The 13,819-nt window shown below is 72.4% G+C and carries 15 protein-coding genes; 7 read left to right on the top strand and 8 right to left on the bottom strand.

From position 1 onward, the window contains the following. Positions 1 to 53 precede the first annotated feature (53 nt). Positions 54 to 923 carry an alpha/beta fold hydrolase gene (locus ACLJOU_RS30840; protein WP_410572215.1) on the bottom strand — a complete coding sequence of 290 codons (870 nt, stop codon included), beginning with the start codon at positions 921 to 923 and terminating at the stop codon, positions 54 to 56. A gap of 97 nt (positions 924 to 1,020) precedes the next feature. On the opposite strand from ACLJOU_RS30840, the gene ACLJOU_RS30835 reads away from it, so the two are divergent. Beyond that, on the top strand, positions 1,021 to 1,578 hold the full coding sequence (locus ACLJOU_RS30835; RefSeq protein WP_410572213.1) for a CGNR zinc finger domain-containing protein: 558 nt from the start codon (positions 1,021 to 1,023) through the stop codon (positions 1,576 to 1,578). A gap of 13 nt (positions 1,579 to 1,591) precedes the next feature. On the opposite strand, the gene ACLJOU_RS30830 is transcribed toward ACLJOU_RS30835, so the two are convergent. From ACLJOU_RS30830 to ACLJOU_RS30815, 4 genes are all read right to left on the bottom strand, one after another. Continuing rightward, complete coding sequence (locus ACLJOU_RS30830) at positions 1,592 to 2,347, bottom strand: SDR family NAD(P)-dependent oxidoreductase (RefSeq protein ID WP_410572211.1); 756 nt, start codon at positions 2,345 to 2,347, stop codon at positions 1,592 to 1,594. A 64-nt stretch (positions 2,348 to 2,411) separates the two neighbouring features. Beyond that, positions 2,412 to 3,239 (bottom strand): SCO6745 family protein, encoded by an 828-nt coding sequence (locus ACLJOU_RS30825; protein ID WP_410572498.1) that lies wholly within the window; start codon positions 3,237 to 3,239, stop codon positions 2,412 to 2,414. Positions 3,240 to 3,252: 13 nt separating this feature from the next. Continuing rightward, the gene (locus tag ACLJOU_RS30820; protein WP_410572210.1) at positions 3,253 to 4,452 is read right to left on the bottom strand and encodes a cytochrome P450; all 1,200 of its coding nucleotides are present in this window, start codon (positions 4,450 to 4,452) and stop codon (positions 3,253 to 3,255) included. 97 nt (positions 4,453 to 4,549) lie between these two features. Next, positions 4,550 to 5,278 (bottom strand): SDR family oxidoreductase, encoded by a 729-nt coding sequence (locus tag ACLJOU_RS30815; protein WP_410572208.1) that lies wholly within the window; start codon positions 5,276 to 5,278, stop codon positions 4,550 to 4,552. Positions 5,279 to 5,448: 170 nt separating this feature from the next. Here ACLJOU_RS30815 and ACLJOU_RS30810 point away from each other — a divergent pair, with 170 nt between their 5' ends. Next, a complete protein-coding gene (locus tag ACLJOU_RS30810) occupies positions 5,449 to 7,026 on the top strand; it encodes a discoidin domain-containing protein (protein WP_410572207.1) in 1,578 nt (525 codons plus the stop codon). A gap of 76 nt (positions 7,027 to 7,102) precedes the next feature. Then, positions 7,103 to 7,726: a class I SAM-dependent methyltransferase gene (locus ACLJOU_RS30805; protein WP_410572205.1), complete on the top strand. Its 624-nt coding sequence runs from the start codon at positions 7,103 to 7,105 to the stop codon at positions 7,724 to 7,726. A gap of 55 nt (positions 7,727 to 7,781) precedes the next feature. Here the strand turns inward: ACLJOU_RS30805 and ACLJOU_RS30800 are convergent, their stop codons facing one another. Continuing rightward, on the bottom strand, positions 7,782 to 8,798 hold the full coding sequence (locus tag ACLJOU_RS30800; protein ID WP_410572203.1) for a S1 family peptidase: 1,017 nt from the start codon (positions 8,796 to 8,798) through the stop codon (positions 7,782 to 7,784). 152 nt (positions 8,799 to 8,950) lie between these two features. After that, the gene (locus ACLJOU_RS30795; protein ID WP_410572202.1) at positions 8,951 to 9,247 is read right to left on the bottom strand and encodes a GNAT family N-acetyltransferase; all 297 of its coding nucleotides are present in this window, start codon (positions 9,245 to 9,247) and stop codon (positions 8,951 to 8,953) included. A gap of 201 nt (positions 9,248 to 9,448) precedes the next feature. On the opposite strand from ACLJOU_RS30795, the gene ACLJOU_RS30790 reads away from it, so the two are divergent. From ACLJOU_RS30790 to ACLJOU_RS30775, 4 genes are all read left to right on the top strand, one after another. Next, positions 9,449 to 11,638: a terpene synthase family protein gene (locus tag ACLJOU_RS30790; RefSeq protein ID WP_410572496.1), complete on the top strand. Its 2,190-nt coding sequence runs from the start codon at positions 9,449 to 9,451 to the stop codon at positions 11,636 to 11,638. 258 nt (positions 11,639 to 11,896) lie between these two features. Then, positions 11,897 to 12,022, top strand: a complete 126-nt coding sequence (locus ACLJOU_RS30785) for a hypothetical protein (RefSeq protein ID WP_410572200.1) — start codon at positions 11,897 to 11,899, stop codon at positions 12,020 to 12,022. Then, on the top strand, positions 12,019 to 12,249 hold the full coding sequence (locus tag ACLJOU_RS30780) for a ferrous iron transport protein A (protein WP_410572198.1): 231 nt from the start codon (positions 12,019 to 12,021) through the stop codon (positions 12,247 to 12,249). Before ACLJOU_RS30785 ends, ACLJOU_RS30780 begins: the two co-directional genes overlap by 4 nt. Before the next feature lie 10 nt (positions 12,250 to 12,259). Further along, the gene (locus ACLJOU_RS30775; protein ID WP_410572196.1) at positions 12,260 to 13,000 is read left to right on the top strand and encodes a methyltransferase domain-containing protein; all 741 of its coding nucleotides are present in this window, start codon (positions 12,260 to 12,262) and stop codon (positions 12,998 to 13,000) included. Here the strand turns inward: ACLJOU_RS30775 and ACLJOU_RS30770 are convergent. Beyond that, positions 12,978 to 13,772 carry a TetR/AcrR family transcriptional regulator gene (locus ACLJOU_RS30770; RefSeq protein ID WP_410572194.1) on the bottom strand — a complete coding sequence of 265 codons (795 nt, stop codon included), beginning with the start codon at positions 13,770 to 13,772 and terminating at the stop codon, positions 12,978 to 12,980. The genes ACLJOU_RS30775 and ACLJOU_RS30770 overlap by 23 nt on opposite strands. Between the last annotated feature and the right edge of the window lie 47 nt (positions 13,773 to 13,819).

Below are 13,819 nucleotides of genomic sequence, written 5' to 3'. Positions count from 1 at the left end.
CCCGTCCACCGCGTTCGCCGCCGGGAAGCCCTACGAGCGCGCCGGCCCGGTGGTCAACGGGCGTCCCGGTCAACGGGCAGCACGCGGCCGAGGAAACCCCGGATGTACCCGGCGATCGCGTCCAGGTGCGTTTCCAGGGCGAAGTGGCCGGAGTCGAGCAGGTGGATCTCGGCGTCCGGCAGGTCGCGGGCGTAGGCGCGGGCGCCGTCGGCGACGAAGATCTCGTCGTTGCCGCCCCAGACGGCCAGCAGGGGCACCCGGCTGGTCCGGAAGTACTCGTGGAACTCCGGGTACCGGCCGATGTTGTGGTGGTAGTCCGCGAGCAGGGCCTGCTGGATCGCCGCGGCGCCGGGCCGGTCCAGCAGCGCCTGGTCGTGGATCCAGACGTCCGGGCTGACCAGCGACGGGTCGGGCACGCCGTCGAGGTACTGCGCCTTGGTGGCCTCGAGGGTGACCATGCCGCGCAGGTCGTCCTCGGTCAGCGTGCCGGCGGCGAGCTTCTGCGGCAGGCCGACGCCCAGTCCGTCGACGTAGGCGTTGCCGTTCTGCGTGACGATCGCCGTCACTCGATCGGGGTTCCCGGCGGCGATGCGGAGGCCCACCGGCGCGCCGAAGTCCTGGATGTAGAGAGCGAAGCGGTCCAGGCCGATTTCGTCGAGCAGGCCGCGGGTGAGTTCGGCGAGCGCGTCGAAGGTGTAGGTGAACTCGCCGGTGGGCGGCGCGTCGGAGGCGCCCGCGCCGAGGTAGTCCGGCGCGACGACGTGGTAGCGGTCGGCCAGCGCGGGGATGAGGTGCCGGAACATGTGCGAGCTCGTCGGGAAGCCGTGGAGCAGCACGATCGTGGGCGCGCCGACGGGACCGGCCTCCCGGTAGAAGAGCCGGTGCCCGGCGACGGTGGCGTAGCGGTGGTGCACGGTGACCACGGTGGTCTCCTCTCATGGTTATTTGCCCATTTATCCATGAGTCGGCGTAGGCTGTCAACGCGCCGGGGAAACTGGGCACGGACTTCGGGAGGCGGACATGGTCACGGCGGCACCCGGCGAGGACCGCTCGCCCGCGCTGGCACTGGTCAACACCCGGCGCCTGACACCGGCCGGCGAGACCGACGACCTCGCCGCACCCGCCGGCGCGGCCGCGTGGCTGCGCGAGCACGGACTGGCTGTCGCCGACGTCGATCTGCGCCGATTGACGGACCTGCGCGCGGCGGTCCGCGAGCTGCTGGCCACGTTGACGCAAGGCGGCCATCCAGCCGCGACGGCGGTGGAGACGGTGAACGCGGCCGCGCAGGCGGACGCCGCCGCACCCCGCCTGACGTGGGAGGACGGGCCATCGCGCGAGTGGCACAGCACGCGGCCGGGCAGCTTCGACGCGGCGTTGGCGGCCTTGGCCCGTGACGCGATCGAGGTGGTGACCGGCGAGCTCGGATCCCTGGTGCGCCCATGCGAGGCCCACGGCTGCGTCCGCTACTACTTCCGCGAGCACGCCCGCCGCCGCTGGTGCTCCACGACCTGCGGCGACCGCGTCCGGGCGGCCCGGCACCAGCGGCTGGTGGTCGAGCAACGCGACGGGACTCGCTGACGTCGGGCGCCCGTCAGTCCACCAGGGCGCCGCAGCTGATGTTGACCGTGGCCGCCGTCATCGTGCGGGCGTGGTCCGAGGCCACGAAGGCCGCCACCGCGCCCACGTCGGTCAGGGTGGCCGTGCGGCCCAGCATCGTCTTGCCCGCGATCGTCTCCTCGATCGCCTCGCGGCCCGGGAAGTCCGCCGGGAGCGTTTCGGGGATGCCGCCCGTCCGGAGCGTCACCGTGCGGATTCCGTGCGGGCCCAGCTCCGCCGCGAGCTGGCGGCGCATCGCCTCCAGGGCGTGGAACGCCACCTGCAGCCCGCCGACCGCGAACTCGCGCACCGGCTCGGCCGCGCCGCCGAAGAACAGGATCGCCCCGGAGCGCCGTCCGATCATGTGGCGGGCCGCCGCGCGGGCGGTCAGGAACTGGGTGCGCACCGCCGTGACCACCGGGCGCTCGTAGTCCGCGAGCGCCATCTCCACCAGCGGCGTCCCTTGCACATCGCCGTGGCCGATGAGGTTGACGGAGACGTCGATGCCGCCCTCGGCGGCCACCGCGGCCGCGTGCTCGTCGACCGCGCGCTCGTCGAGGGCGTCGACCACCGCCGCCTCGGCGCGCCCGCCCGCCGCGCGGATGCCGCCGGCCAGCTCGTCCAGCCGGGACCGGGTCCGGCCGGTCACGAACACCCGCGCGCCTTCCGCGGCGAACGCGGTGGCGACGGCCGTGCCGATCCGCCCCGCGGCGCCGTAGACGATCGCGTTCTTGCCTTCGAGCAGCGCCATGGAGTCCTCCGAAGTCCGGGTGCGTTCACCGGTGCGTCGAACGACCGGGCCCGGAATCGACGGCTCAGGGCCGCGGGACCCCCATCGGGTTCGGCACCGGGACGACGCCGCGGTCGATCACCGCCCGGCTCAGCGGCACCGCCAGCGCCAGCAGGCGCTCGACGTCGGGGCCGAGCGCGGCCACCGGCGCCGCCGCGAGACGGTCCGTGTCCTCCTCGATCCGGCGGCGCAGCGCGCGCCCCGCTTCGGTGAGCACGCCGTCCGCGTCGAGGAGCCCGCGGTCGCGCAGGCGGGCCGCCGCCGCCTCCCACTGCGCCTCCGACCAGCCGCGGTGGGGCTGGATGTCCCCGCGGCCGAGCACTCCGTCCCCGATGTGGGTGAGCGTCGTCTCCAAGCCGCTCAGCCCGGCGTGGACGGCGGCCAGGACGTGACCGTCGCCGCGGTGCTCACGCAGGATGGTCGCCGCCAGCCACAACCGCGCCAGTGGGTCCGCCGGTTCCGGCACCGCCGCCCACGCCGCCGCGAGCGGCCGCCCGCCGAACTCGCACGCGGCCACCGCCCGCCACAGCAGCGCGCTCAGTTCCGAGACGTCACCCGCCACCCGGCTCAGCGCCGACGAGACTGCCTCGAGCCGGGACCGGACGACCGCCTCGGGCGAGGCGAACGACCACGCGTCCGGCAACGCCCGCGCCACCATCGCCGGTGCGAAGCCGAACAGCACCGCGGCCGCCGGCCCGGGACCGACCGGGCCCAGCGGCGCCAGCCGGCCCGCGAAGTACCCCATCCAGTAGCCGCGCAAGCCGACCGCCTTCGCCGCTTCGGCCGTCTCGGGCGCGAAGTAGACGACGGCGTGCAACGGTTCCACGGCCGCCCAGAGCCGGCGTGCGGGCATCGGCTTCACGCGGTCACCGTAATCCCCAGGCCACCGGCAGCTCCCGGACCCCGTACACCAGCGTGTTGTGCTTGTACTCGAGCTGCTCCCGCGGCACCGCGAGCCGCAGATCCGGGACCCGGCGGAACAACCCCGTCAACGCCTCCTGCAGCTCCACGCGCGCCAGCTGCTGGCCGACGCACTGGTGCGCCCCGAACCCGAAGGCCACGTGCGTCCGCGGCGATTCGCGGCCGAAGTCGAGCTCGTCCGCGCGCGGGAACACCGACTCGTCGCGGTTGGCCGAGTTCAACGCCGCCACGACCCACTCCCCCGCCCGGACCGCCCGCGAGCCGACCCGGGCGTCCGAGGTCGCGTACCTCAGCACGCCGAACTGGACCACCGACAGGTACCGCAGCAGCTCCTCCACCGCCCGCTCCGGCGAGGCCAGCACCTCCGCACGCTGCTCCGGGTGCTCCAGCAGCACCAGCGTACTCAGCGCGATCATGTTGGCCGTCGTCTCGTGCCCGGCCACCAGGAGGCTCAGCCCGAGCACGACCAGCTCTTCCATCGTCAGGGAGTCCTCGGCGGCAGCCAGCCTGCTGAACAGGTCGTCCTGCGGGTTCCGCTGCTTCGCCACGAACAACTCGGCCAGGTAGCCCGAAAGCGCGTCGTAGGCCTGCTCGCTTTCCTCCCGTGTCGCGTCCGTGCTGACCAGCGTCGTGCTCTGCCGCTGGAAGTGCGCCCGGTCGGCGTACGGGACGCCGAGCAGCTCGCAGATCACCAGCGACGGGATCGGCAACGCGAAGTGCTGCACCAGATCGGCCGGCGCCCCCTGCGCGAGCAGCGCGTCGAGGTGGCTGTCCACCAGCTGCCGGACGTACCCGCGCAGCGCCTCCACGCGCCGCACGGTGAACTCCGCGATCACCTTCTTGCGCAGCCGCGCGTGGGCGTCGCCGTCGAGCTGGATGATCGACCCCGGGCTGACCTCGAAGTCCAGGTCCGCGTTCGGGTGCACGTGCACCGAAGACGCGCCGCGCGAGCTCATCGTGCGGTCGGCGAGGACCGCGCGGACGTCGGCGTACCGCGTCACGAGGTGCGCGTCCATGCCCGCCGGGCAGCGCACCGTCGACGTGGGCGCGGTCTCCCGGAGGTTCGCGTACTCGCCGGGCGGGTCGAACGGGCAGCCGGCCGGCCGGGTCGTCGGGAGGGCCGGGGTTGCGGGAGCGGCCGTCACGGCGGATCACCTCTCTCTTCCGGTGGTCTGGACACTTCCACCATGGAGAGGACCGCGGCCGCCGTGGGGCGGCCGCGCCACTTGCGACCCGGATGGCCTAGCGGGCGCCGTAGGCCCCGCCGTTCACGTGGACGACCTGGCCCGTCAGGTGCGCGGCTTCCGGAGCCGCCAGGAACGCGACGGTGCCGGCGATCTCGTCCGGACGGCCGGCCCGCCGGTTGACGGCCACCGAAACCCGGGCCTCGAGCCACTCTTCGGTCACCGTGCCGTGGAAGAACTCCGTGTCGAGGACTACGCCGGGCGCGACGACGTTCGCCGTCCCGCCGGCCCCCAGCTGCCGCGCGAGGTCGGTGTTCCACGCCTCGATCGCCGCCTTCGCCGCGCCGTACGAGCCGGAACCCTGCTTCGCCGCGATGGAGCCGAGAGTCACAACGCGCACGTTGTCGGCGAAGCGCGGCTTCAGCGCCGCGGTGACGAGCACGGCGGAAAGCACGTTGGCCTCGAAGTTCGCCTGCCACGCGTCGGCGAGGCCCTTCAGGTCACCCGGTGCGGGTGCCTCGCGGACCCGGTCGGTGTTGCCGCCGGCGTTGTTGACCAGGACGTCCACCCGCGGCGGCAGGTCCGCCAGCGCGGCCTGCACGGCCGCCGGGTCGCTCGCGTCGAACGCCACCGCCCGCGCGCCGATCTTCGCCGCGGCCGCTTCGAGGACGTCCGGGCGCCGCCCGGTGACGGTCACCCGCTCGCCCGCCGCCGCGAACCGGGCGGCGATCGCCAGCCCGATGCCGGTGCCGCCCCCGGTGACCACGATTTCCCGCTGTTCGCTCATGCCGCCATCTTCACCGAGTGACCCGCCGGCGCACCGGGTTTTCCCGCCGAGCGGGACGGGAACCCGTGTTTGTTAGGAAACTTTACGAATAGGTCTTGACGGGCCGCCGCCGTCCGGCGAACCTGGAGCGACGCCGCAGTCATCGTCCGCCCAGTCCTCCCGGAGGCAGCATGACCCGGCGCGCGCTCGTGCTCGTCGTGACCCTGTTCCTCGCCCTCGCCGCCGCCCTCACCGGTGCGGCCACGGCGAACGCGGCCACCACCCAGCCGACTTTCCTCACCTTCTACGGCTGGTGGGACAACACCCCGCCCGGCGGGGACATCTCCTACCCGCAGATCCACGGCACGGCCGGCGGCAAGGGCACCTACGCCGACCCGGTCACCTTCGCCACCAGCAGCGACGAACTCAAGCCCGGCACCAAGGTCTGGGTCCCGCGGGTGAAGAAGTACTTCATCATGGAGGACGGCTGCGACGAGTGTTCCGACGACTGGAACAGCAAGGGTCCCAACGGCGGGCCCGGCCTGCGCCACATCGACCTCTGGCTCGGCGGCAAGGGCGGCAGCGCCTTCGACGCGATCGACTGCGAAGACGCTCTCACGCACTACAACCCCGACAACACGCCGGTGATGGAACCGGTCGTCGTCGATCCGCCGTCGAACGAGCCCTACGACGCGACGCCGATCTTCGACACCGGCACGGGCGAGTGCTACGGCGGCGCCCGGCCGAACACCACGGTCGGCCAGTACAGGAACAACTTCACCGGCACCTGCCTCGACGCCCCGGCCAGCGGCACGACGCTGAAAGTGGCCGTGTGCACCGGGAGCGCCGCGCAGCGGTTCACCTTCCACGGCGCCTTCCTCGTCATCGACGGCAAGTGCGCCGGCCTCTCCGGCAGTTCGATCGTGCTGCAGACCTGCACCGGCGGCCCGGCCCAGCAGTGGTCGATCAACCCCGACGGCACCATCTCCGACATCCAGACCAGCAGCAAGTGCTTCCGCGCGTCGGGCAGCACCCTCACCGCAGGAAGCTGCTCCGGCACCGCCGCCCGCTGGACGTTCACCGCGGCGGGCACCTCGGGCCTCAGCGTGACGCCGTCGTGGTTGTCGGTCGCGCCGGGCGCTTCGGCGACGGCGACCGTCACCTCCGCCGACGCCGGCACGCTGTCGGCGAGCGGCGCGCCCGCGGGCGTCACCGTGGCCTTTTCGCCGGCGTCGGTGCCCGCCGGCGGGACCTCGACGGTCACGGTCGCCGCCGCGGTCACGGCGGCGCCCGGCTCGGCGACGGTCACGCTCACCGGCGGCACGAAGACGACGTCGCTCGGGGTCACGGTGACCGCGAGCGGCGGCCAGGAAACCCTGCTGTCGCAGGGCAAACCCGCGACGGCGTCGTCGGCCGAGTCGTCGTCCTACCCGGCGGGCGCGGCCTTCGACGGCAACCTGACGAGCACGCGCTGGGCGTCCAAGGAGGGCAGCGACACCGAATGGCTGCGGGTCGACCTGGGCGCCGCCGCTTCGATCACCCACGTCAAGCTGACCTGGGAAGCCGCGTTCGGGAAGGCGTACAGCATCCAGACGTCCGCCGACGGCTCGACCTGGACGACGGTCTACCGCACCACGACCGGCGACGGCGGCACGGACGACCTCACCGGCCTCTCGGGCACCGGGCGGTACGTGCGGATGAACGGGGTCACGCGCGGCACGTCGTACGGCTACTCGCTGTACGAGCTGCAGGTGTACGGCACCGCTTAGTTGCCATTCCGGCAACGTGGTTTGCCTTCTCAGGGACGTCCGCCGCATGCTCGGGGGACGTCCTTGAGGAGGAACCATGCCCCACGACCACCCGATGACCGTCGACGCCATGCTCAAGCAGGACTTCTGGGAAGCGATGTACCAGCGTGACGAGCACCGGATCTGGAGCGGGAACGTCAACGTGAACCTGCGCACCGAGGTCGAAGGCCGGGAACCCGGGCACGCCCTCGACCTCGGCAGCGGCGAGGGCGGCGACGCGATCTGGCTCGCGAAGCAGGGCTGGACGGTCGACGGTGTCGACATCTCGACCACCGCGCTCACCCGCGCGGAAGAAGCCGCCGCCGAGGCGGGCGTGACGGTGAACTGGCTGCACCGCAACATCCTCGAGTGGCAGCCGGAAGCGCAGTACGACCTGGTCTCGGCGCAGTACATGCACCTGCCGCCGGACCTGCGCCGCCAGGTGTTCACCGCGGCCGCGAGGGCGATCCGGCCCGGCGGTTCGCTCCTGGTCGTCGGGCACTCGCCGAAGGCGATGCGGGAGTTCGACGGCCAGAAGCCGCCGGAGGAGCTGTACTTCGAGCCCGAGGAGATCACCGGCTACCTCGGCGACCCGTGGCGGTGGGTGGTCGAGACGTGCGAGACGCGCGGCGAGGGCCACCACACCGACGCCGTCTACCGCGCCCGCCGCCTCGAGGCGTGAGAAAGCGAAGGCCCGCTCACCGGCCCCGACGGCGGTGAGCGGGCCTTCGCGCGGCTCAGGCGAGCTCGAGGCCGTAGGCCTGCAGCTCGCGGGTGAGCGGGTAGAAGTAGCTGGTCACGGTGTCGCCGCCGGAGAGCGTGCCCAGGCCCGTGGAGCCGTCGTACGCCGGGCCGCCGGAGTCGCCGTGGTCGGTGTGCGCGGTGGTGCCGAACTCGTGGTTGAGCACGCCGACGTCGAAGTTGACCGACTCGTCGACCGAGGTCACCTCACCGCTGCCGCCGCCGGTGGTCGAGCCCTGCTTCTCGATCTGCTCGCCGACGGTCGGGGCCGCCGCGCTCGTGATCGGCTGGCCGGTGTTGATCTCGCCGGGTCCGGTGCCGTTCGGGCGGGTCAGCAGGCCGGAGTCGGCGCCCGGGCAGTCGCTTTCGACGACCTGGGCGCCCGAGACGTCACCGCCGGCCCAGGTGCCGCCGAGGTTGGTGCAGTGGCCCGCGGTGAGCAGGAACGGCGCACCGCCGCGCGTCACGTTGAAGCCGAGCGAGCAGCGGCCCTGGCTGTTCTGGATGGCGTCGCCGTCGGCGATGTACAGCGACAGCTTGCCGGCGCGGTGCTCGACGCGGACGCTGTCGCCGTACTTCGCGGCAGCCGCGGTGACCTTGCCGGCGGTCTCCTTGCTGGCCGCGTCGTAGACCTTCACCACGACCTGGTTGGTCTTCGTGTCGATGCCCCACGCGGTCTGCGGCACGTCCTTCACCGCGTCCAGCTGGTCCTTGACGCTCGTGAGCGCGGCGAAGGTGTGCTTGACCTTCTTCGCGGTGAGCCCGGCGGCCTGCACGCGCTGGAGTGCGGCGTCGTCGACGACGTTCACGACCGCCTTGCCGTTTTCCAGGTAGACGCCGCCCGACGCGGCGCCGAGGGCGTCCGCCACCTGGGTGGCGCCGGTGATCGCGCGGGCCTGCAGTGCCGCGAAGGCCAAGGGGGACGCGGTGGCCGCCGAGGCACAAACACCGCTGGTCAGCGCGGCGGCCGACAAGACGGCCAGGGTCTTGAGGGCGGTCTTCCGGGGAGTCATCAGCTTCCTCCAGGGTGGGCGTTCGAAGCCTGTGCCGACACTTTCGTTGCCAGGCAACCAACGCACTACCGACGAAGGTTGGTTAATAACCAAAGGAACCGGACATACCACTCAGATCACCCGGACGGCCCAACGCTTGTAGCGCTTCCGGCCTACTCGCGCGGCCAGCGGACGTGGTCCTCGTAGCCCGGGTTCTTCCGCAGGTACCCGGCGATGAACGGGCAGACCGGCACGATCGTCCGGCCGTGGGCCACGGCGTCGTCGAGCGCGCCCGCCGCCAGCACCTTGCCCAGGCCCTGCCCGGAGAACGCGTCGTCGACCTCGGTGTGGGTGAACACCGTGAGGTCGCCGCGCCGGTCGTACTGCGCGATCCCGGCCAGCTTCTCCCCCGCCCACAGCTCGTAGCGGTCTTCGTCCGGGTTGTCGACCACCCGGTTCTCGTCGGTCATCTGCTCTCCTCGCTCGGGGACTTCCCCCATCGTGCGACGGCCCGCCACCACGTGCCGATCGGACCCCGGACACGCTGGGCCGGCCGGGGGAAGTGCCCGTCACGTTCGTGTGCTTCCCGGCTGTTCCCCTTGGCGGACACCGCGGCCGGCTGGTTGCCTCGCGGTGTGCCCGAGCAGCCGTTCGTCCTCCCCGAGTTCTACATGCCCCACCCGGCGCGGCTGAACCCGCACCTGGACCGGGCCCGCGAGCACAGCAAGGCGTGGGCGCGCGAGCTCGACATGATCGACGTGCCGCAGCACGGCACGGTGATCTGGACCGAGCAGGACCTCGACTCCCACGACTACGCGCTGCTCTGCGCGTACACCCACCCCGACGCCGGCGCCGAAGAGCTGGACCTGATCACCGACTGGTACGTCTGGGTCTTCTACTTCGACGACCACTTCCTCGAGCTGTACAAGCGCACCGGCGACATCGACAGCGCGCGCGGCTACCTCGACCGGCTCGAACTGTTCATGCCGACCGAAGGCGAGATCACCGCGACGCCGGAGAACCCGGTCGAGCGCGGGCTCGCCGACCTGTGGAACCGGACGGTCCCGCACCGGTCGGCGGGCTGGCGGCGCCGGTTCGCCGACAGCACGAAGGCGCTGCTCGACGAGTCGCTGTGGGAGCTGGCCAACATCAACGAAGGCCGCCTGGCGAACCCGATCGAGTACGTCGAGATGCGGCGGAAGGTCGGCGGCGCGCCGTGGTCGGCGAACCTCGTCGAGCACTCGGTGCACGCCGAGGTCCCGGCCGGGATCGCCGCGTCCCGGCCGATGGAGGTCCTGCGCGACTGCTTCGCCGACAGCGTCCACCTGCGCAACGACCTGTTCTCCTACCAGCGGGAAGTCCAGGACGAAGGCGAGCTGTCCAACGGCGTGCTGGTGTTCGAGAAGTTCCTCGGGCTGAGCACCCAGCAGGCGGCCGACGCGGTCAACGACCTGATCACCTCGCGGCTGCACCAGTTCGAGCACACGGCGCTCACCGAAGTGCCCGCGCTGCTGGACGACCACTGCGTCGACCCGGCCGCGCGCGCGGCGACCTTCGCCTACGTCAAGGGCCTGCAGGACTGGCAGTCCGGCGGGCACGAATGGCACCTGCGGTCCAGCCGGTACATGAACGAAGGCGCCCTGGCCGGCCGCGGCGGCCCGGATCTCGGGGGCGCTGGGGGCTTGGGCACCTCCGCGGCCCGGATCTTCGCGTCGGTGCTCGCCACCGCACCGCAACGGCTGCGGGCCCACAGCTCGACGCCGTTCCGCCCGGTGGACGTGCCCCGGCCGTCGGTGGACCTGCCGTTCGCCCTGCGGCTCAGCCCGCACCTGGACGCGTGCCGGGTGCGCAACGTCGACTGGGCGCGGCAGCGGGGCTTCCTCGACGGCGTGGTGTGGGACGAGCGGAAGCTGCGGGCCGCCGACCTGCCGCTGTGCGCGGCGGGCATCCACCCGGACGCCACCGCCGACGAGCTCGACGTCACCAGCGACTGGCTGACCTGGGGCACCTACGCCGACGACTACTACCCGGCGGTGTTCGGCCCGACCCGCGACCTCACCGCGGCGAAGGCGGCCAATGCGCGGCTGTCGGCGTTCATGCCGGTCCACGGCCTGCCGACGCCCACGCCGGCGAACCCCCTGGAGGCGGGGCTGGCCGACCTCTGGCCGCGGACCACGGCGGACATGAGCCCGGAGAACCGGCAGTCGGTGCGTCAGGCGGTCGAGACGATGACGTCGAGCTGGCTCTGGGAGCTGGCGAACCAGGCGCAGAACCGCATCCCGGACCCGATCGACTACGTCGAGATGCGGCGCCGGACCTTCGGCTCGGACCTGACGATGAGCCTCTCGCGGTTGTCGCACGGGCCCTCGGTGCCGCCCGAGCTGTACCGCACGCGGCCGGTGCAGACGATCGAGCACTCGGCGACGGACGTCGCCTGCCTGATCAACGACCTGTACTCCTACCGCAAGGAGATCCAGTACGAAGGCGAGCTGCACAACGCGGTGCTGGTGGTGCAGAACTTCCTCGACTGCCCCGAAGGCCGCGCGTTCGAGGTGGTCACCGACCTGGTGCACGCCCGCCTGGCGGAGTTCGAGCACGCGGCGGCGATCGAGCTGCCCGCCCTGTTCCGCGACCACGCCGTCGAGCCGGACGTGCAGCAGGCGCTGCTCGGGTACGTCGAGGAGTTCCGCGACTGGCTGGCCGGCATCCTGCACTGGCACGAGAACGTGGGCCGCTACACCGAACCGGAGCTGGGCTACCACCCGATGGCGACCTCGACGCCCGCACCGGTGTTCGGCGGCCCGACCGGCATCGGCACGTCCTCGCTCCGCATCTCGGCCCTGCTCCCCGCCGGCCACTGACCGATCCCGTGCGCGAGCGGTCGACACACGTGATTCCCGAGTCAACACGCGTGATCCCGGAGTCGACACGCCGGCCGACCCAGCCCCTCGCCGTGTCGACCCTCTGATCACGCGTGTCGACCCTCTGATCACACGTGTCGACCCTCTGATCACACGTGTCGACCTTCTGATCACGTGAGTCGACCCTTCGGTCACACGGCGGCGTTGCCCTGGCCACTCCGCCGGGCGTTCGGGGCCCGCGGATGTGATACTCGGGGCGTGCGTGGCTTCAGTCTTCGGTTCCTCGGCCACGCGACCGTCCGCCTGGAACTCGGCGGCCGGGTCATGTGGGGCCACCCCGCGCCGGCGAGTGCCGGCGCCCCGGTTTCGGAGGTGGTTTCGTGAGGCTGCTGCGGGAACTGCCACTGGGCACGCGAGTCGTGGTGCGCTACCGCATCGAGGGCGGCTTCACCGACGCGCTCGGCGATCTCGTCGCCCGCGACGAAACGACGTGCACGGTGGACACGAGGCGTGGCCCGGTCGTGGTGGCGTTCGCGGCCGTGGCCCTCGCCAAGCCCGTCCCGCCGCCGCCGGCGCGGAAATCCGGTGGCGGCCCACCGCCGGCTTTGTGACCATCGGGGCATGTTCGACGAGCTGGTGGCCGAGGCCGACGCGGTGTCCGTCGACGGCTGGGACTTCTCCTGGCTCGACGGCCGGGCCACCGAAGCCCGCCCGTCGTGGGGCTACCAGCGGCTGCTGGGCGAACGCCTGCGCGCCGCGCGGGCGGCACTCGACCTCGAGACCGGCGGCGGCGAGGTCCTCGACGGCTGCCCGTCCCTGCCGCCGCTGACGGTGGCGACCGAGTCCTGGCCGCCGAACACCGCGCGCGCGGCGGCCCGGCTGCAGCCGCGCGGGGTCACCGTCGTGGCGACCACGGGCTTTCCCTTCGCGGACAACGGGTTCGACCTCGTCAGCAGCCGTCACCCGGTGACGACCGACTGGCCTGAGATCGCCCGCGTCCTGCGCCCGGGCGGGAGCTACTTCTCCCAGCAGGTCGGCCCGGCGAGCGTGTTCGAGCTGGTCGAGTTCTTCCTCGGCCCACAACCCGAAGAGGGCCGCAACAGCCGCCACCCGGACCACGCCGTGGCCGCGGCGACCCGCGCGGGCCTGGCGGTCGTCGACCTGCGCTCGGAGGTGCTGCGCACCGAGTTCTTCGACGTCGGCGCGGTGGTCTACTTCCTGCGCAAGGTGATCTGGCTGGTCCCGGGCTTCACCGTCGAGCAGTACCACGGCAAGCTGCGGGAGCTGCACGAGCTGATCGAGCGCGACGGCCCCTTCGTCGCCCACGCGGCGAGGTTCCTCATCGAGGCTCGGAAGCCTTGACGATCGCCGCTTCGACGCCGTCCAGCAGCAGCTCCAGGCCGGCCTCGAACGACAGCCGCGCTTCGCGCTCCAAGTAGGGCTCCTCGGACGGTTCGTAGGCGCCTTCGGCCCCCAGCCGGGCCACCGTCGGGAACCGCGCCGCGAGGTCCGGGACCAGTTCCTCCAGCAGGGCCGAGCGCGCGTACCACCAGTCCTCTTCGGACAGTCCCGTCTCGCGCGCCGCCTGGCGGGACTCCGCCGCCGCCTGAACCGAGCCGCGGACGACGTTGAACAGCGCCGCCACCACCCACCGCACCCGCGGCAACGGCAGCCCGGTCGGCGCCAGGACCGCCAGCAGCGTCTCCTGGACGTGGAACTCCCCCGGCCCGAGCACCGGGCGCGCCGGCGAGACCTGCAGCAGCCACGGGTGCCGCAGGTGCAGGTCCCACAACGCTTCGGCCAGCGACAGCGCCGCCGAGCGCCAGCCCGCGGCGTCCGGGTACGACGAAGGCAGCTCGCCCAGCGTCCGGTCGTACATGAGGTCGACGAGCTCGGTCTTGCCCGGCACGTACGTGTACAGCGCCATCGCGGTGCGGCCGAGGCGTTCCCCCACCGCGCGCATGGACAGCGCCACCATGCCCTCGGCGTCCGCGATGTCGATCGCCGCCGCCACGATCGCCTCGACGGACAGCCCCGGTTTGGGCCCGGGGCCCGTGCGCGGGGCCACCACGCGCGGCCCCCACAGCAGCTCCATGGACCGCCGGGCGTCGCCCTGACCCGCGAAGACGACCACCTTGCCGACTCCTTACACCCTAAAGTAATGTGACCCGAACCATCACT

Origin of the sequence: Amycolatopsis sp. cmx-4-61 (assembly GCF_046548775.1) — a bacterium.
Classification (GTDB): Bacteria; Actinomycetota; Actinomycetes; order Mycobacteriales; family Pseudonocardiaceae; genus Amycolatopsis.
Note: the sequence above shows the minus strand (reverse complement) of the source record. Positions and strands in the feature narration are given on the sequence as shown.